The following is a 16,643-nucleotide window of genomic DNA, read 5'->3' on the forward strand; positions in this document are numbered from 1 at the left end:
GAGTGGTTTTTTCTGTGCAATAGCTAGGCCCGATCAGGGGCGTCGATTAGGACCTCGATGGCACTTGGGCCAAGAACCCCAGCTAATGAATAGAAGTGGCATCCAGATGCGTTGGGCACCTTCAGCTGCGGCGATTGAGTGGCCAGCCTTATCGGCGCTATCGGCACTGCCGGGCTAGCCATACCATCGGGCCAGCGCGATGTTGGTGGGGCAATGACAGCATCGGACCCATGCCAAAGACCAAGTCTTCAGCCACCCGCTCCGGGAAGCGCAGCCGCGGCCAGGCCCTCGCTGGCTGGCTCGTGACCATGGGACTGTCGACGGCGCCGCTCGCCGCCGGGCTCGAGCCGCTGGCGGCCATCACCCAGGCGCAACCCGGTGATGCGGTACATTTCGGCGTGGATGACGCCCTGGCGGATATCGTGCGGAATCCGGCCTTCGCTGGCTTGGGCCAGCATCTGCTGCCGCGGCCGGGGCCGCTGTTCGATGCCGATCTGAAGCTCAGAGCGATCGCTTCGCTATTGCCCTATCACAGCAATGTCCACCCCGAAGAGATTGCCGGGTCGCTCGATCGCCTGGCCGCGGACGCCCTCGCCGGACAACAGGTTTTCTACCCGATCTACGGGGAAAACGAGATCGCCCGGGATCCGGCGAAAGCAGATACCGGACTGTTCCTGTTGCGGGGCCATCCCGGCGCGCCCTTTGCGCTGATCGCCCCGGGCGGCGGATTTTCCTATGTCGGAACCTTGCATGAGGGCCTGCCTTATGCGCAAACCATCAGCGACCTCGGGTACAATGCCTTCGTGCTGCGCTATCGGGTCGGCCAGGGCCAGCGCGTGGCCACCGAGGATATGGCGGCAGCACTCTCGTTCATCTTTGCGCATGCTGACGCGCTGGATGTTGGCACCGACAAGTACTCCGTCTGGGGCAGTTCGGCCGGGGCCCGCATGGCGGCGCTGATCGGCTCGCATGGCGTTGCCGCCTTTGGTGGCGACGATCTGCCCGGGCCCGCTGCCGTGGTGATGGCCTATACCAGCCATGCGGACATCGCCCCAGTGGAACCACCCACCTATGTGATCGTCGGCCAGCATGACGGGATTGCGCCGCCGTCGGCCATGGAGGCGCGGGTGAAGGCGCTCCGGGCGCGCGGCACATCGGTGCAATATCGCGTCGTGCCGGGTGTCGCCCATGGCTTCGGCACCGGGCAGGGCACGCCGGCGGAAGGCTGGATCGCCGAAGCCGTCGCCTTCTGGCAGGTCGCGCCCTAGACGGCGCGGGTGCTGCGCAGGGACTGCAGGGCCGCTGCCATGTAATGGCCGATGCAAGCGAAGAGCCCGACGATCGCGCCATAGTGGAGCATGAAGCCGCCCGCATTGGTGGTGAAGTCCCACATGTCGAGCGCCGGGATGTTGAGCAGCTTGTCGACCAGCAAGACCTGCATCATGCTGTAGGCGCCATAAAGCGCGATCAGCAGCGCGCCGGCCCGGGCGATCCAGCCTATGGCAGGGAAGTCCACGGCGAGATGCCGCCTCGCCAGGGCCATGACTCGCGACCAGTGCAGCCCCAGATGCAGCCCCATGGCAACAAGCGCCCAATAGGCCACGAGCACATGCGCCTCGCGGGCCGAGTAGCCGACATCGATCGGCAGGAAGGCAAACAGCGTCTGCGAGACCATCAGGCTGGTGACGGCGAGACCGAGCATCAGCAGCAGGATCGCGGCATTGATCAGCGCCGCATAGCCTCGCCGGGGGGGCCAGCGGCCCTTGCCGAGGGCACCATACCAGCGCAGCACGGTGAAGTTGTGCAGGATCAGCAGCGCCAGAAACAGGGTGCCGACGATCTCGTGGAACAGGTTGCCCTGCCACCAATAGGCCAGGCCAAGGACGAACAGGACCGCGGCGGCCAGAACCACCGCGAGCCTTGTGGCAGGGCTAACGCTCAGGCCGGCGCTCATCACTCGCTCAGGATATCGCTGAAGGTGAACATGAATTCGCTGTCGCCGCGCGATTGGTGGCAGCCCATGCAGCGGTCGGCCGCCTCGGCCGTGTTGTTGGACTTGTCGGGATGGAAGGCTTGGAACTGCCAGTCGCCGGTGCGATTGGCGTAATCTTCCCCCCAGCCGGCGCCCTTCTGCATGATGAAATAGCGGAACACTTCGCCGCCGCGATAATCAACCAGCACGACGTGGGTGCCATCGGGCATGGGTTGACCGGCCCGCACGGCGGCAAGGGCCTCGGGCGAGGTCAGCATATGCTCGGTGACTTCGCCGCGGGTGACCGTCGTATAGTGCTCGAGCGCCTCGAGGTCGGGGAAAACGACGCGGTTCGGCTCGGCGGCCGCGGGCAGCACCTCAAGGGCAAAAATACCGGCGAGCAGCAAGCCGCCCAGGGCGAAGGGAATACGGAAAGTCATGCGGCCTCATCGGGTTGTTCGGGTCCAAGTTAGGCACTCGGTCCCTGCCCGATTAGGCGCGTCTGCCCGATAGGTCCGATAAGCGGTGCTTCTCAGTCCGTACGGACCTCAAGCCGTCTGGGCAGCGCCGCGATAGCGCATGGCGTCGACGAAGAGCGAGAAGGCCGCCGAATGGTGGCGGCGGTTGGGATAGTAGAGATGGTAGCCGGTAAAGGTCGGGCTCCAGTCCTCGAGCACCCGCACCAGGCGCCCCGCAGCGATATGCTCCAGCACCTGGTCCTCGGGCAGGTAGGAGAGGCCGATTCCCTCCAGCACCGAGGCGAGCCGCATGCCGGTATTGTTGAACACGGCCTGGCCTTCGACCCGCACCTTGATCTCGTGGCCGTGCTTTTCGAATTCCCAGGGAAACAGCGTGCCATAGGTGGGCAGGCGGATATTGATGCAGTTATGCCCGGTCAGGTCTTCCGGGGTAACCGGCGCCGGAAAACGAGCGAAATAGTCCGGCGTCCCCACCACGGCCATGCAAATGTCCGGGCTGATCCGCACCGCGATCATGTCCCGGGCGATCTGCGCCCCCAGCCGCACACCAGCGTCGTAGCGCTCGGCGACGATGTCGGTGAGACCATAGTCGACGATGATCTCGACATTGATGCCGGGATTGTCGCCGAGGAATTTGGGCAGGGCCGGTCCGATGACCGACAGGGCCGGATGCTCGCCGGCAGTGATGCGGATCGTGCCCGAGGGCCGGTCCTTCATTTCCGACAGCGCGTTGACCTCGCCTTGGATCTCCTCGAAACGGGGTTCGAGACTTTTGAGCAGTTGTGCGCCGGCATCGGTTGGCGCCACGCTGCGGGTCGTTCGGGTCAGCAGGCGGATATCGAGGCGCTCTTCGAGGCCGCGAATGGTCTGGCTCAGCGAGGATTGCGACACGCCCAGCTTGGCCGCCGCCTTGGTGAAACTCTGCTCGCGGGCGACGACCACGAAGGCAGCCAGGTCGTTGAAATTGGGCAGCGCCATTCATTTGTCTCGCTTCTTGCTCGCAGGGGAACTTAGCTCCCCGTCAATAAGTGCGAAAGTGGCGCAACCTGACGTTTTGGTGACCCGGGCGTATTTCCCGTCAGGCGGGGCGGCTCCTGTGACCCTGCAGCCAGGAAAATTCGGGCTGCAGCGGCGCGATGAAGACCAGGATCAGGATGATCGCCAGGAGGTTCATCGCCGCAGCGCCCAGCAGGGCCATGTTGATCTGGTGACTGAGCAGGGCCGTGCCGACCAGATCGCTGGAACCGGCCGCGGCAAACACCACGACGAGCACGCTCAGCCCCAGCGAGCCGCCGATCTGATGCGCCACATTGACCATGCCCGAGGCGGCACCCTGGTCGCGCGGCTCGACCGCCCGCAGGCCGAATGTGGTGAGCGGTCCCAGAATGGCGCCATTGCCGAAGCCGAGAATGAGCATCGGTATGGACACGGCGGTCCAATAATTGGCGCTCGGGCCGGCTTGGGCCAGGAGGAAAAGCCCGATGGCCAGTAGGCCGATGGCGATGACCAGCACGCCGGCCTGGCCAAGCCGCGCAGCCAGACGGGGAACCGCCAGGGCGGCAATGAAGGTCGGGATGGTCATCGGCAAAAAGCCGATGCCGGCCCACAGCGGGGAAAAGCCCAGCACCTGCTGCATCAACTGGGTGGCAAAGAAGAAAAAGGCAACGATCGAGCCGACCACCAGCATGCGCGCGACGTAGGCCACCGAACGCTCCGCACTGGCGAACAGCCGCAGCGGCAGCACGGGCGCGGCGGCCCGCGACTCGATCCAGATAAAGCCGATCAGCACCAGGATGGCGACGGCAAAGGATGTCAGAGTCACCGGATGCCCAAAGCCGAGTGCCGCGGCATTGACGATGCCGTAGACCAGGGCGGTCGAGCCGATGGTCGAGGTCGCCGCACCCGGGATGTCGAACCTGGCATCGGTGCGTGCGGTCTCGCTCAGCACGCGGCGGACGGCAAACCACAGGCCAATGCCGACCGGCAGGTTGATGAGAAAGCCGACGCGCCAGGAGACGAGGCCGGCAAAGATGCCGCCAAGCACCAGGCCCAGGCTGGCGCCGAAACCGGCCACCATGGAATAGAGCGACAGGGCCCGTGTGCGCTCGCGGCCTTCCGCGAAGGTCGCCGAGATGATCGACAGCACGGTCGGCGCAAGTATCGAGGCGCCGATGCCCTGCACGGCCCGCGCGGCGATCAGCTCCCAGGCGGTCTGCGACAGGCCGATCACCACCGAGGACAGGGTGAACAGCATGATGCCGACGAGGAAGATCCGTTTGCGCCCGAAGGCATCGCCCAGCCGCGCCGACAGCAGCAGGAAGCCGCCGAAGCAGAGGAGATAGGCATTCTGCACCCAACTAAGCGACACCGGATCGAGCGCCATGGTCACGCCGATTTCCGGCAGGCCGGTATAGACGATGGAAAGATCGAGCACGATCATGAAATAGGCGGTGAGCACGATCGCCAGGATCGTGTTGGGATTGGATTTCGGCACGGACATGAGCGCTCATTTCTGCCCGCGGACAGGTCGCGGGCACCAGGTGCAGCCATTCTTCTGGCTGCGGGTGACAACCCTGCTGACCTGGTGGCAAGGCTGAACCTAAGCGGCCGAAAGGTCGGACTGTAGACGCCCAAATCATCACGGTCTTAGTGGCCTGGCTAATCAATCCGACGAGGAGGACCCAGTAGCTGGTGTGCGTATTGATCGAAAATGACACTAGGTCCATGCGTCGAGGCGGCATAATCCGAATGCTGGCCCGGGCGTTGTGGTTGTCATGCAGAGCCAGACGCAAGCCCCGAACGACGCCAGCATGGGCGACCGTACAGTCAGCTTCGAAGGCATCGGCACGCATTGGGTGATCGACACCGCCAAACCGATCGGCCCGGCGGTGCGCGCCGAGATCCTCGATTGCGTGGAGAGCTTCGACCGGCGTTGGTCCAGGTTTCGACCGGACTCGCTCGTGACCCGGATTGCCCGCGGCGAGGTGGACCAGATGGTTCTTCCCGACGAAGACATTGCCCTGTTCGAGCTCTACGACCGGCTGTCCGACTTGACCCATGGCGCCGTCGATCCCCTGGTCGGTGCCCAACTCGAACACTGGGGATACGATGCCAGCTATAGCCTCAGGCCAAAACCCGGACGGCCGCCGCGAGACCAGAGTTGGGAAACGGCCCTTGTTCGACAAGGCGGCCAATTGCAGGTCAAACAACCCGTCACCATCGATTTCGGCGCCGCCGGCAAGGGGTTTCTGGTCGATCGGATCGCGGCGATCCTTGCCAAGGCAGGCCATGCCGATGTGTTGGTGGATGGCTCGGGCGACATGCGCCGCAGCGGATCGGGCACGACCCGTGTAGGCCTGGAACATCCCTTTGCCGAGCGCAGCGTGATCGGGGTCGCCGACCTGGGTGTAAATGCGCTCTGTGCCTCTGCCACCAACCGACGCGCCTGGGGCGATGGCTTGCATCACGTGCTCGATGCGCGCAGTGGCGATCCAGTGCGCAAGGTCGTGGCCACCTGGGTGACAGCCGCCAGCGCAACCGTGGCGGATGGCTTGGCGACGGCACTGTTTTTCGTGCCGGCCGCGCAACTCAGACCGCATTTCGATTTCGAAGCCGTCCGCATGTTCGTCGATGGCACCGCCGAACGAACGACCAACTTCCCCGGCACACTTTTCACCTAGGAGACAAGATGACTGACCCAATGCAGAGACTGCGCCTGTCCGGCGCCGCGGCAACTTTTCTGGCCTTCTCGGCCGCCAACGCGCACGCGCAGCCAGCGCCCTATCAGGACGGCACCTATACCGCCACCGGTGAATATGGCGGCCAGCCGTCCCACATCACCGTCACCGTCGAACTGCAGGATGGCATTATCCGCTCCGTCGACGTGGAGCCACATGCCTACGTACCGCGCTCGCTCGAATTGCAGGAGGCCTTCGCCGAAGCGGTCCCGGCTGTCGTGGTCGGCAAATCGATCGACGAGGTCAACGTCGGCAAGCTGGCCGGCTCGAGCGGCACCCCGGTCGGCTTCAACGACGCTATCGCACAGATCAAGCGGCAGGCGGCAGTTTGAGAAACGCGCGTCTGCTGGTTCGAACGTCGGCAAGCCGCCCCATCCGCCAAGGCGGTGCTGGCCTGTAGGCACTCCCAATCTGGAGTGGCAGCTTTCACCGGTGTCCAAGCTGAAAGCCGCCAGTCCGCTACCCACCCCCATCCAGACATGGCGACTGGCTGGAGTTGAATGACCGGGTTGCCGCCTAAAGCACGAAAAGAAGGCCGTCAGTTTCCTGTCGACCCTTAATCCGCTTGTTTGCCCATTGCCTATCTCGCACCATCGCGTTCAGATCACGTCTTCAGACAAACCATTAAACCTGATGCCGCGCCCGCCCCACCTTGGGCGGAGCAATTATTTCACTCCGATTCCCATTGAGTGTTTATGCACGAAGACTCATTCCGCATTTTCACCGAGTTTGGGCGAAACTATTTGTGCGCCGACACACCGTGCCGCCCTTGCTGTCGCTGGCGGTGACCGCGATGGCGATCTTGCCGATGTCGTCATCGTCGGGGCGCCCGGAGAATGTTCGGCTTACCGCATCGAACTTGAGCCAGGCTGGCAGCGCCGCCCCAGGCCCGGTGCGGGCACTGAGCTCAGCGCGTCGCCAATCGCTATTAGCGAAGGTATTAGCCGGGAGGGTGAAGCTGAACTGGCCGTCATCGGCTATGACCTTGTCGACGATGTCGTTGGCGACTACTGGCACAGCATTGGCCGCCGGGGTCGCGCCGTCAGCTGGATATCGAAACTGCCGCCTGACCCGCAGGTGGCTTGCCGCTGAAGGTGCGTGTGGTAGCATCGAACACCAGCCAGCCTGGCAGCGGGCTGCCATCGGCCAGCTTGGCGGAATAGGTCATCGGCTCGTCGTCGACAAAGGCGCCGGCCGAAACGGTATAGCTGAAGCCGGTACCGGCGGTGCCGGCTTGTTCGGCAATCGGCACCATGTCGCGCGGACCGCGGTCGAACTTATTGACCACGAGGTCGAATGTGTCGACCACGCTGCCGCCATGGTCGATCCGGCGAACAACATCAACCTTCAAGCCTGATTGAAGCACTAATGGATAACTGGAATCAATTGGGGCCCGGGACACTCATGAAACCCAGTGTTTCTGGGCATCTTGAGAGCTCCGGACCCCAAAATTTTAGGCTTAGTGGATAAAACGATTCACGCGCCTACATTTCCAAGCGGTCGATGGCCGATCGCTAGAACTTGTAGTTGATACCGGCGCGGACGACGCTGAAGCGCTGGCTGACGTCCTGGTTGCCGATCGGGGCGGGCAGGCCGTTGTAGCTCTGCGTGCCGAGGTCGACGTAGAGATATTCGGCCTTGAACGAGATGTTGTCGGTTGCCTTGGCCTCGAGGCCGGCGCCGAGCGTCCAGCCCATGTGGGTGGCCGACTGCGAGGTGGTGACGCCACCGGCATTGGTCAGGCTTGCCGTGCCGCGGCCAGCGGCGAAGCCGCCGGTGACATAGGGCATGACCTGGCCAAAGCTCATGCCGGCGCGGCCGCGGACGGTGCCGAAGAAATCGACGCTGGACTTGAACGTGTCGGCGCCAACGGCTTCGCTATAGCCGATGCCCGACCACTGCAGATCCGCTTCGGTGCCGAGCACGAAGCCGCCCATGTCGAGATTGTAGCCGGCCTGGGCACCGAAGGCTGCGCCATTGGTGTTGTTCTCGGTAGTGGGGCCGCCGATGGTGGCGCGACGGGTAACGCCGCCGAAACCGTAGTCGCCGTTAACACCGGCGTAAAAGCCCGACCAGCCGGAAACCGGGGTGGGCGAATAGATGGCGCTGGAGCCGCCGCCGTTCCAGCCAAGATCCGCTGCCTGGGCCGCGGCGGAAGCCATAAGGAACGCGGCGAGTGTGATGCCAATGCGCTTCATGGGGATCCTCGTCAGTAGGTGGTTAATGTTGAGCGCAAAATGCGACCCAAGGCCTTAACACCACGGTAAGGAACACGGTTAACGGCATGCAGAAGCGCCATGGCTGGCGTTCACTTCTGCGTTGGACGCATGGAACTTTGTCGATGGTGCTGAGCGCGCTGGAAAATCAGCGCGAGGCGGGGCGCGGGCGAGGATAGGGCGTCGCGCTGCCGGCGGCGACGGCGGGCACTGCGATGACGCCCGGCCGCAGATCGCCGGACAGCGAGGCCTCGGTCACCGGCACCGGATAGAGCGCTACATGGGCCGGACGCGGGCGCGGCAGGCTGACGCCGACGGCAATGCGGCCGAGGTCGGTGGCGACATAGGAGGCCGGCACGATGGTGTCGATCAGATTGCTCGGCTGGCCCTTGAGGCCCATCGGGAAGGCGGCTTCCTGGCCAGCGACATAGGTCTTGGCATCCTTGCCGCAGATCAGCGGGCGCATATCGACCGGCGCAGCCCCGACATTATTGCCAAGGGTCAGCACCGTCTGGCCGGTGGGCTGGGTCGCGCCGTTGAGGCCCTTGAGCAGCAGTTCGGCGGCGCGCTCGTTGCGGTCGCGGCCGGACGAACCGCCCAGCACCACGGCCAGCAGGCGGCGTCCATTGCGCTCCACAGTGGCGACAAGATTAAGCCCAGAGGCGCAGACAAAGCCGGTCTTCATGCCGGTGGTGCCGGCGAAGGTTGCCAGCAGCTTGTTTTCCGATTCCAGCTTCTTGCCATTGAGCACCACGGTGCCGGTGCCGAAGATCGGCAGATATTGCGGAAAGCTCTGGCGGATGTAGAGCGCCAGCACGGCCAGGTCGCGGGCCGAGGTGACCTGGGCCGGATCATGCAGCCCATTGGGATTGGCGTAGTGCGTGGCCGTCAGCCCCATGCGCTGGGCGGCGTCATTCATCATGGCGACAAAGGTTGCCTCGTCACCGCCGACGGTTTCGGCAATGGCGACCGAGACGTCATTGGCCGATTTGACCAGCATGACATAGAGCGCATCCTGCATGGAGAGCGCGCTGCCCACCGGCAGGCCGGATTTCGACGGCGCTTCGTTCCAGGCATTCTTGGAAATGACCACGGGCGTCTGCAGCGTCACCTTGCCAGCGGCGATCTGCTCGAAGGCGACATAGGCCGTCATCATCTTGGTCAGCGATGCCGGATGCCAGGGCTGGCCCGCTTCATCGGCATAGAGCACGCTGAAATTGTCCATGTCGACCAGCAGCATCGGGTTGGCACGGACGGGCGCAAGGCTCAGCACGGCCAGGAGGAGGGCGAGGACAAGACGGCGAGCAAACAGCACGGGCAAACGGCTCCACGAAGGCTGGAAAATCGGCATCCTTCTACCAGCGAGCCGGGTTTACCTCAATGGAAGGCGGGCGGTCTGACAGGCAATTGAACGCTGCTGACACGATCTGTCTCCCTTCTGCATCAGTCTTTCGCGGCAAGAGGAGACAGACCATGACCACGATCATCACCGTTCTAACCGAGGGCTATGCCGATTGGGAAACCGCCCTGCTCAACGCGGTGGCACGCAGCTTTTACGGCGTCGAGACCCGGTTCGCGACGCCGGGCGGGGCGCATGTCACCTCGTCAGGCGGGCTCAAGGTCACGCCGGATCTGGCGGTAGAAGACATTGATGTCAGTGCCATAGACGCGCTGGTGGTCAACGGCGGATCGGCCTGGAGCCAGGATGACGCGCCGGATATCGCCACGGTGCTGGTCGCCGCGCGGGACGCCGGCAAGGTCGTGGCCGGCATTTGCGATGCAACATTGGCTTTGGCCAAGGCCGGTCTGCTCGACGACATCGAACACACCTCCAACTCGGCCGAAAACCTGCCGCCCACTGGCTACCAGGGTGCCGACCATTATCAGGATCAGCCATCCGCCGTCGTCGCCGGCAAGATCGTCACGGCCCCCGGAACGGCGCCGGTCAGCTTCATGGCCGGGGTGATGCAGTCACTCGGCCTGCGCGACGGCAATCTCGACTATTACCTCGGGCTCCATGCGGCCGAGCACTTCGACCCGTCCCGCAGGGCAGACCGCTCCAGGGGAGCGATCTGAGGCGAGAAGGCCATGAGAGCCATGCTCGAATGGCAAGTCTAGACCGGCAGCATCAGCGTCGTCTTGCGGCTGACCTGTGCGCTCAGCGGCAGGTCAGCGGAGGACAGGCCCACGCGCAGCGTGAAGCTGCCGTCTTCTACCAGCCAATGCTCGGCTTTGGTCCGGTAGTAGGCAAAGGCGCGGGCGTCGAGCGTCAGCGTGATCTGGCGGGTTTCGCCGGCCCGCAGCGTCAGCTTGCGGAAGGCTTTCAGCTCCTTTTCCGGCCGCGGGTCGGATGCTGCATCGTCCGAGACATAGAGCTGCACCACCGTCGCGCCATCGCGATGCGAGGTATTGCTGACGGTGACGCCGACCATCACCGTGCCCTCGGCCTCGAACTCGGCGTCGTCCACGGTGAGGTCACCAATCTCGAAACTGGCATAGCCGAGCCCAAAGCCAAACGGGAACTGCGGCGTCATGCCGTGCTTGTCGTAGTGGCGGTAGCCGACGAAAATCCCCTCTTCGTAGCGCACCTTGCCTTCGTGGCCGGGATAGACTTCGCGGTCCTGGCTATGGGCGGGATTGTCGGCCCAGCGGGTTGGAAAGGTCTGTGGCAGGCGACCGGAGGGTTCGACCGTGCCGGTCAGCACATCGGCAATGGCATTGCCGGCTTCCTGGCCCGGGTACCAGGCCTGCAGTAGCGCCACCACCGAACCGATCCACGGCATTTCCACCGGGCCGCCGGTCTGCAGCACCACGATGGTATTGGGATTGGCCTGGGCAATCGCCGCGACCAGTTCGTTCTGCCGGCCCGGCAGGTCGATCGAGGGCAGGTCAGAGCCTTCGGTGTCCCATTCGCCATTGCGCCCGACGAAGACAATCGCCGTATCGGCATTGCGGGCGATCCGCACCGCCTCGGCAATCGCCGCATTGCCCAGCGGTAGGCCGATACCGGCAGCGAAGGCGGCGAGTCCCAGTGTGGCAAAACCCTTGGTGGCAAATTCGATCACCACTTCATAGGTCCGCCCGGCCTCCATCTGCATTGTGCCGACCACCTCGTCGCTGCCCTCCTCGAAGAAGGTGCGGCCCTTGGTCCAGTTGGTCCAGTCATCGGCCACCAGCTGGCCATCGATGAAGACCTTGGCGAAGCCGGCCGCATAGATACCGACACGATGCTCGCCCGAGGTGTCAGGCGTAAAGCTGCCGGTCAGCCGCGCCGAAAAATGCAGCGGATCAACCTTGCCCTCGGCGACATTGCCAATCCAGAAGGCCTGCGCCTCGTCCTGCGCACCGATATGCACCGGCTCGCCCGCCAGCGTTTCATTGGCGAAATATTCGACGGTAAAGGCGCCGCGCAGCAGCGGCTCGAAGCGGTGGTTGGTGCAGCCGGGCGCATAGCGCAGGCGCTCCTCGCCGAGGGCCTCCACCAGGCCCTGCCACGGCGAGATGCGATAATGCGCATTGAGCTGGGCGCTGCCGCCGCCCATGATCTGCGCGACCTTGGCATTCGGCCCGATGACGGCAATGCTGCCATGGCCCTTGAGCGGCAATGCGCCATTGTTCTTGAGCAAAACCGCCGCCTCGGCACCGGCGCGGCGGATCAGCGCGCGGTGTTCCGGCCGATCATTGGCCACTTCCTTGAATTCGCGGTGATCGTCGAGCGAACCGACCCGCTGCATCAGCCGCAGCATGGCGATGACGCGCTGGTTGAGGATAGCCTCGCTGACCGCGCCGGATTTGACCGCATCGACCAGCTTCTGCCCGCGATCGCGCGGCGGCCCCGGCATTTCGAGGTCGAGCCCGGCATTGACCGTCTCGGCGGTGGAATGGCTGCCGAACCAGTCGGACATGACGATGCCCTGATAATTCCAGTCCTTGCGCAACACGTCGGTCAGCAGCCACTCATGTTCGGAAGTGAAAGTGCCGTTGAGCCTATTGTAGGAGCTCATCACGCCCCAGGTCTCGGCTTTCTTGACCGCCATTTCGAAGGGCACCAGATAGATTTCGCGCAAAGCCCGCTCGTCGATCTCGCTCGACATGGTGGTGCGTTCGATCTCGCTTTCATTGCCGACGAAATGCTTGATCGTTGCGGCAATGCCTTCGCCCTGCAGGCCCGTGATATAGGCCACGGCCAGTTCGCCACTGAGGATCGGATCTTCCGAATAGCATTCGAAATTGCGCCCATTGGTCACCGAGCGGTGGATATTGACCGTCGGCGCCAGCAGCATATGCGCCTGCTTGGATTTGACCTCGTCGGCCAGCGCCGCGCCGATTTCCTTGACCAGATCGACATTCCAGGTGGCGCCCAAAGCGATGCCGACCGGGAAGCTCGCCGATTTGACGCCGCCGATCAGCGAGCCGCCGCCGCGCGCGCCATTGGGCCCGTCGGTGACGCGCAGCTTGCCGATGCCCAGGCGCGGAATGGCCGGCACGGACCAGAAATCTTCGCCCGACAGGATCGACACTTTTTCTTCGAGCGTCATCTGTTCGGCAAGGCTTTCGATACGGTCGCTCATGGCAGGCTCCTCGGCAGACGTTTTGCCCTGAGTGACAGGCTTTGGCGCCGACCTGTCAACCGACATGGCAATTGTACCCTAGGCACAGAAAGGAACCGTGGCTATATAAGTGACTGAGATACCGACCCGAGGCCTTGCCATGTCCCTGCACGACACATCCAAATCCGCCAATTGCCACGCCATGAGCGATGTCCTCAATCGCATCGGCGACAAGTGGAGCGTGATGGTCGTCGGCATGCTGGGCCGCAATGGCACTTTGCGCTTCAACGAGCTCAAGCGCACCATCAATGGCGTCAGCCAGCGCATGCTGACGCTGACCCTGCGCAATCTCGAGCGCGATGGCCTGGTCACCCGCACCATCTATCCGGAAGTGCCGCCGCGGGTTGAATATAGCCTGACCGAAATGGGCAAGACGCTGGACGGCCCGATCAGCAAGCTGTGGGACTGGTCGGCCGAGCACCACACCGCGATCATCGAAGCGCGCGACATCTATGACGCCCGCGAAACTGCCGTCGCCGCTGCCGCCGAACCCCGCAAAGTCGCCTACGCGCAGGGGTAAGCACCGGCCGGATTCCTCCCCCTTTTCAGGGGGAGGTTAGGTGGGGGGTATGCGCTAAACCAGCGCCACGATTTTCTTCTTCAGCCAGACAAAGCGATACCAGCTCGCCTGTAGCACCAGCATCATGGTGAAGCTGGCCGCATAGGCCACCCAGATGCCGGTGAGGCCCAGACTGGTCTGGCTCAGCCAGATCGCGCCCGGCAATTCGATGCAGAGGATGCAGGCCAGAGCGATCAGCATGGGCGCATAGACCGTGCCGCTGGCGCGCATGATGCCGGAGAACACCACGCTCCAGCCGAAGAACAAAATGCTCCACAGCACCACGTGCAGTAGCGTCTCGGTCAGCTCCACCACGGCGGGATCGGTGATGAACAGCGCCACCAGATGCTGGCTGAACAGATAGGCCAGGGTGATCAATCCGCCGGTGATGATGAGGTTGAGCACCAGCGCCGTGCGGGTGATGGCACGCAGCTGGTCCATCTGTCCGGCACCAATCGCCTGGGCGCCAAAGATCGAGGCGGCAATGCCGATCGACATGGCCGGGAACTGCACATAGCTCATCACTTGGCCCAGCGCGCCATAGGCGGCGGTGGCGTCCGAGCCGAAGCGGTTGACCAGCCCCACCACGACAATACCGGCCACCGATGAGGTCACCATCTGCAGGCCCGCAGGCACGCCCAGCTTGAGGATCAGCCCGAGCAGCTTGACGTCCGGCCGGACGATGGCGGTCAGCAGCACGCGATCGGGCGCCAGCGGCATGTTGCGGGCGCGCATATAGATGACGAGAAAGATGATGACCGTGACGAAGCCGGAAATGGTCGCCACGGCCGCCGCGTTGACGCCGATCTGCGGCAGGCCGAACCAGCCGAGGATCAGCGCAGGCGTGACCACCAGGCCCACCAGCATGGACATGATCAGCGACAGCAGCGGCGTCACGGTGTCACCCACGCCGCGCAGCACCGAGGTGGCGACAAAGAAGATGAAGAAGGCCGGCATGCAGACGAACATGATGCGGGCATAGCCCACGGCGATATGCAGGATATTCTCCGGCGCGCCGAGCACCGAGAGGATCTGTTCGGTCCAGACGCCGCCGACCACCGCGACCACGAGGCCCAGCATGATGGCCGTGGCCATGGTCGTACCGGTGACCTGCTTGACCTTGTCGATATTCTTGGCGCCCCAGGCCTGGCCAATGAGAACGGTCGAGCCAGCCGAGAGGCCAATGGTAAAGCTGAGGAGGAAGAACAGGATCGGGAAGAAGGTGGCGATGGCGGCGAGCGCTTCAACGCCGATCAGTTGGCCGACATAGATGGAATTGAGCGTGCCCGACAGCGCCTGCAATATATTGGCGGCCATCAGCGGCACGAGAAACACCAGGAACCGCTGCCAGAGCGGCCGGGATTGCGGGGTCATGAAAAACACTCCGAAGGATCACGAAACAATAGCGTCACGTCACTGGCCCTTGGGCAGGCGGTCCGGAAACCGGGCGACTGCAGGGACCTGTTCACACGCGATGTTTCGAGTGCCGGCTGGACGGGCGCGGGAGGCATGGAAATGACACGCCGGTTTGGTAGCGCGGGGGAGCAGGCTGCGTCAATGTGTCTGGGTGGAGTGAACCAATGTCTCCCAATCCATCGGACGGTACCCACCCCGCCGATTGTTCATCTGAAGACCTTCACCCCCACGATGTCATCCCGGCCTTGAGCCGGGACCCATCTCGAGATCGCGCCACAGCCGCAAGGTGGCTCGATCTGGCGGCGTGCGGCAAAATCTCAGGATGGGTCCCGGCTCAAGGCCGGGGTGACACCGAGGGTGTGGGCAACTCAGTGTCACCCCAAAGTGCAGCACTTTCGCACGTGGCTGAATGCACGGTGCATCACCACCACAAATACCCACCATCACCACTTGTCATCACCCCACTGCCGATTCCCCGATGCACTCCAACCCATCCCTCGCTACAAGCGCATCATGTCCATCGCCACTACACCCTACCGCTTCTCCGACCAGTTCTATGCCGGCGCCCGCGCCTGCATTCCCGTGGTCATTTCGGTGGCCGCCTATGGTGTGGTCTGGGGCGTGCTGGCGCGCGGCGCGGGCCTGAGCCTGTTGGAAGTCATCCTGATGAGCGGGCTGGTGTTTGCCGGTTCGGCGCAATTCGTCGCGCTCGACCTCTGGACTGTTACACCATCCACCCTGCCGATTGGGCCGCTGATCCTCGCCGCGCTGATCGTCAACCTGCGCTATCTGCTGCTCACCGCAACCCTGCGCCCGCTGTTCCGACCCGACCAGCAGGTCAAGGGCGCGCTGCTGATGGGCATTGTCTCGGACGAGACCTGGGCCATGACGGTCGGCGAAATGGCCAAGGGACGCGGCACCGTGGCCTTCCTCCTCGGCGGTGGCGTGTTTGCCTATGCCTGCTGGATGGCCACCACGGTGATCGGCCATACGCTGGGCTCGGCTATCGATGACCCGCGCACCTACGGGCTCGACTTCGCCTTCACCGCCACTTTCCTCGCGCTGCTGCTCGGCATGTGGAAGGGCAAGGGCGATATCATTCCTTGGCTGGTGGCAGCGCTGGCCGCCATCATCTCGGCCAAACTCATTCCCGGCAGCTGGTACATATTGATCGGCGGCATTGTCGGCAGTCTGGCCGGCGCCATTGCAGACAAGGTGCGCCATGTGGACTAGCCCGGAAGCCCTCATCGCCATCCTGGGCATGGCGCTGGTCACCTTTGCCGTCAAGGCCGGTGGCCTGCTGCTGGCCAATCGCCTGCCGCGCCACGGCTTTGCCGCCGCCTGGCTGAAACATATTCCCGGCGCCGTGCTGGCCTCGCTGGTCGCCCCGGCCATTGTCACCGGCAGTCCGGCCGAACTGATTGCTGCCGCGGCGACGGCTCTGGTGTTTGTCGCCACCCGCAGCCTGTTGCCGGCCATGGCGGCCGGCGTTCTGGCGGTCTATCTCGCGCGTCTCTGGCTTGCAGCCTGATCCGACCTGCGCTAGAGACCTCAATCGTGCCCCTCTGGCGGAATGGTAGACGCAGAGGACTCAAAATCCTCCGTCGCAAGACGTGCCGGTTCGAGTCCGGCGGGGGGCACCACTTTCCCCATA

The 16,643-nt window shown here is 63.8% G+C and carries 17 protein-coding genes and 1 tRNA gene; 8 read left to right on the forward strand and 10 right to left on the reverse strand.

The features are described from left to right. Positions 1-230 precede the first annotated feature (230 nt). Positions 231-1,268, forward strand: coding sequence for an alpha/beta hydrolase (locus tag BM045_RS12890; protein ID WP_092183888.1), 1,038 nt, complete (start codon positions 231-233; stop codon positions 1,266-1,268). Here the strand turns inward: BM045_RS12890 and BM045_RS12895 are convergent. From BM045_RS12895 to BM045_RS12910, 4 genes are all read right to left on the reverse strand, one after another. After that, the gene (locus tag BM045_RS12895; RefSeq protein ID WP_092183889.1) at positions 1,265-1,954 is read right to left on the reverse strand and encodes a DUF4405 domain-containing protein; all 690 of its coding nucleotides are present in this window, start codon (positions 1,952-1,954) and stop codon (positions 1,265-1,267) included. The two genes, BM045_RS12890 and BM045_RS12895, sit on opposite strands and share 4 nt — an antisense overlap. Continuing rightward, entirely contained in the window at positions 1,954-2,412 is a 459-nt protein-coding gene (locus BM045_RS12900) for a cytochrome P460 family protein (RefSeq protein WP_092183891.1), read from the reverse strand. Before BM045_RS12900 ends, BM045_RS12895 begins: the two co-directional genes overlap by 1 nt. Before the next feature lie 108 nt (positions 2,413-2,520). Then, on the reverse strand, positions 2,521-3,429 hold the full coding sequence (locus BM045_RS12905) for a LysR family transcriptional regulator (RefSeq protein WP_092183893.1): 909 nt from the start codon (positions 3,427-3,429) through the stop codon (positions 2,521-2,523). 100 nt (positions 3,430-3,529) lie between these two features. Further along, entirely contained in the window at positions 3,530-4,951 is a 1,422-nt protein-coding gene (locus tag BM045_RS12910) for an MFS transporter (RefSeq protein WP_092183895.1), read from the reverse strand. A 310-nt stretch (positions 4,952-5,261) separates the two neighbouring features. Here BM045_RS12910 and BM045_RS12915 point away from each other — a divergent pair, with 310 nt between their 5' ends. Beyond that, on the forward strand, positions 5,262-6,131 hold the full coding sequence (locus tag BM045_RS12915) for an FAD:protein FMN transferase (protein WP_092184201.1): 870 nt from the start codon (positions 5,262-5,264) through the stop codon (positions 6,129-6,131). Between the two features lie 8 nt (positions 6,132-6,139). Beyond that, entirely contained in the window at positions 6,140-6,520 is a 381-nt protein-coding gene (locus BM045_RS12920; RefSeq protein ID WP_244522989.1) for an FMN-binding protein, read from the forward strand. 388 nt (positions 6,521-6,908) lie between these two features. On the opposite strand, the gene BM045_RS12925 is transcribed toward BM045_RS12920, so the two are convergent. The 4 genes from BM045_RS12925 to BM045_RS12940 form a co-directional block, all read right to left on the reverse strand. Continuing rightward, positions 6,909-7,205, reverse strand: coding sequence for a putative Ig domain-containing protein (locus BM045_RS12925; protein ID WP_092183897.1), 297 nt, complete (start codon positions 7,203-7,205; stop codon positions 6,909-6,911). A gap of 25 nt (positions 7,206-7,230) precedes the next feature. Then, positions 7,231-7,539 carry a putative Ig domain-containing protein gene (locus BM045_RS12930; protein WP_092183899.1) on the reverse strand — a complete coding sequence of 103 codons (309 nt, stop codon included), beginning with the start codon at positions 7,537-7,539 and terminating at the stop codon, positions 7,231-7,233. Positions 7,540-7,702: 163 nt separating this feature from the next. Further along, the gene (locus BM045_RS12935) at positions 7,703-8,386 is read right to left on the reverse strand and encodes an outer membrane protein (RefSeq protein WP_092183901.1); all 684 of its coding nucleotides are present in this window, start codon (positions 8,384-8,386) and stop codon (positions 7,703-7,705) included. A 166-nt stretch (positions 8,387-8,552) separates the two neighbouring features. Further along, complete coding sequence (locus tag BM045_RS12940) at positions 8,553-9,719, reverse strand: D-alanyl-D-alanine carboxypeptidase family protein (protein ID WP_170848496.1); 1,167 nt, start codon at positions 9,717-9,719, stop codon at positions 8,553-8,555. A gap of 158 nt (positions 9,720-9,877) precedes the next feature. On the opposite strand from BM045_RS12940, the gene BM045_RS12945 reads away from it, so the two are divergent. Further along, a complete protein-coding gene (locus tag BM045_RS12945) occupies positions 9,878-10,480 on the forward strand; it encodes a DJ-1/PfpI family protein (protein WP_092183904.1) in 603 nt (200 codons plus the stop codon). A gap of 38 nt (positions 10,481-10,518) precedes the next feature. On the opposite strand, the gene BM045_RS12950 is transcribed toward BM045_RS12945, so the two are convergent. Further along, positions 10,519-12,975, reverse strand: coding sequence for a beta-glucosidase (locus tag BM045_RS12950; protein ID WP_092183906.1), 2,457 nt, complete (start codon positions 12,973-12,975; stop codon positions 10,519-10,521). Between the two features lie 139 nt (positions 12,976-13,114). On the opposite strand from BM045_RS12950, the gene BM045_RS12955 reads away from it, so the two are divergent. Then, positions 13,115-13,534, forward strand: coding sequence for a winged helix-turn-helix transcriptional regulator (locus BM045_RS12955; RefSeq protein WP_092183908.1), 420 nt, complete (start codon positions 13,115-13,117; stop codon positions 13,532-13,534). Between the two features lie 54 nt (positions 13,535-13,588). Here the strand turns inward: BM045_RS12955 and BM045_RS12960 are convergent, their stop codons facing one another. Continuing rightward, complete coding sequence (locus BM045_RS12960; protein ID WP_092184205.1) at positions 13,589-14,947, reverse strand: MATE family efflux transporter; 1,359 nt, start codon at positions 14,945-14,947, stop codon at positions 13,589-13,591. A gap of 555 nt (positions 14,948-15,502) precedes the next feature. Between BM045_RS12960 and BM045_RS12965 the strand changes: the two genes are divergently transcribed. The 3 genes from BM045_RS12965 (at position 15,503) to BM045_RS12975 (ending at position 16,632) form a co-directional block, all read left to right on the forward strand. Then, positions 15,503-16,222, forward strand: coding sequence for an AzlC family ABC transporter permease (locus BM045_RS12965; RefSeq protein ID WP_092183910.1), 720 nt, complete (start codon positions 15,503-15,505; stop codon positions 16,220-16,222). Next, complete coding sequence (locus tag BM045_RS12970) at positions 16,212-16,520, forward strand: AzlD family protein (protein ID WP_092183912.1); 309 nt, start codon at positions 16,212-16,214, stop codon at positions 16,518-16,520. The genes BM045_RS12965 and BM045_RS12970 overlap by 11 nt, the downstream gene beginning before the upstream one ends. A 28-nt stretch (positions 16,521-16,548) precedes the next feature. Next, positions 16,549-16,632 (forward strand) — tRNA-Leu (locus BM045_RS12975). Positions 16,633-16,643 lie beyond the last annotated feature (11 nt).

The sequence above is a fragment of the Devosia sp. YR412 genome, assembly GCF_900110945.1.
Taxonomy (GTDB): Bacteria; Pseudomonadota; Alphaproteobacteria; order Rhizobiales; family Devosiaceae; genus Devosia.

Excerpts from the sequence above, each read along its gene's own strand:
- BM045_RS12890 (WP_092183888.1), top strand. The coding sequence starts at position 231 with ATGCCAAAGACCAAGTCTTCAGCCACCCGCTCCGGGAAGCGCAGCCGC.
- BM045_RS12895 (WP_092183889.1), bottom strand. The coding sequence starts at position 1,954 with ATGAGCGCCGGCCTGAGCGTTAGCCCTGCCACAAGGCTCGCGGTGGTT.
- BM045_RS12900 (WP_092183891.1), bottom strand. The coding sequence starts at position 2,412 with ATGACTTTCCGTATTCCCTTCGCCCTGGGCGGCTTGCTGCTCGCCGGT.
- BM045_RS12905 (WP_092183893.1), bottom strand. The coding sequence starts at position 3,429 with ATGGCGCTGCCCAATTTCAACGACCTGGCTGCCTTCGTGGTCGTCGCC.
- BM045_RS12910 (WP_092183895.1), bottom strand. The coding sequence starts at position 4,951 with ATGTCCGTGCCGAAATCCAATCCCAACACGATCCTGGCGATCGTGCTC.
- BM045_RS12915 (WP_092184201.1), top strand. The coding sequence starts at position 5,262 with ATGGGCGACCGTACAGTCAGCTTCGAAGGCATCGGCACGCATTGGGTG.
- BM045_RS12920 (WP_244522989.1), top strand. The coding sequence starts at position 6,140 with ATGACTGACCCAATGCAGAGACTGCGCCTGTCCGGCGCCGCGGCAACT.
- BM045_RS12935 (WP_092183901.1), bottom strand. The coding sequence starts at position 8,386 with ATGAAGCGCATTGGCATCACACTCGCCGCGTTCCTTATGGCTTCCGCC.
- BM045_RS12945 (WP_092183904.1), top strand. The coding sequence starts at position 9,878 with ATGACCACGATCATCACCGTTCTAACCGAGGGCTATGCCGATTGGGAA.
- BM045_RS12950 (WP_092183906.1), bottom strand. The coding sequence starts at position 12,975 with ATGAGCGACCGTATCGAAAGCCTTGCCGAACAGATGACGCTCGAAGAA.
- BM045_RS12955 (WP_092183908.1), top strand. The coding sequence starts at position 13,115 with ATGTCCCTGCACGACACATCCAAATCCGCCAATTGCCACGCCATGAGC.
- BM045_RS12960 (WP_092184205.1), bottom strand. The coding sequence starts at position 14,947 with ATGACCCCGCAATCCCGGCCGCTCTGGCAGCGGTTCCTGGTGTTTCTC.
- BM045_RS12965 (WP_092183910.1), top strand. The coding sequence starts at position 15,503 with ATGTCCATCGCCACTACACCCTACCGCTTCTCCGACCAGTTCTATGCC.
- BM045_RS12970 (WP_092183912.1), top strand. The coding sequence starts at position 16,212 with ATGTGGACTAGCCCGGAAGCCCTCATCGCCATCCTGGGCATGGCGCTG.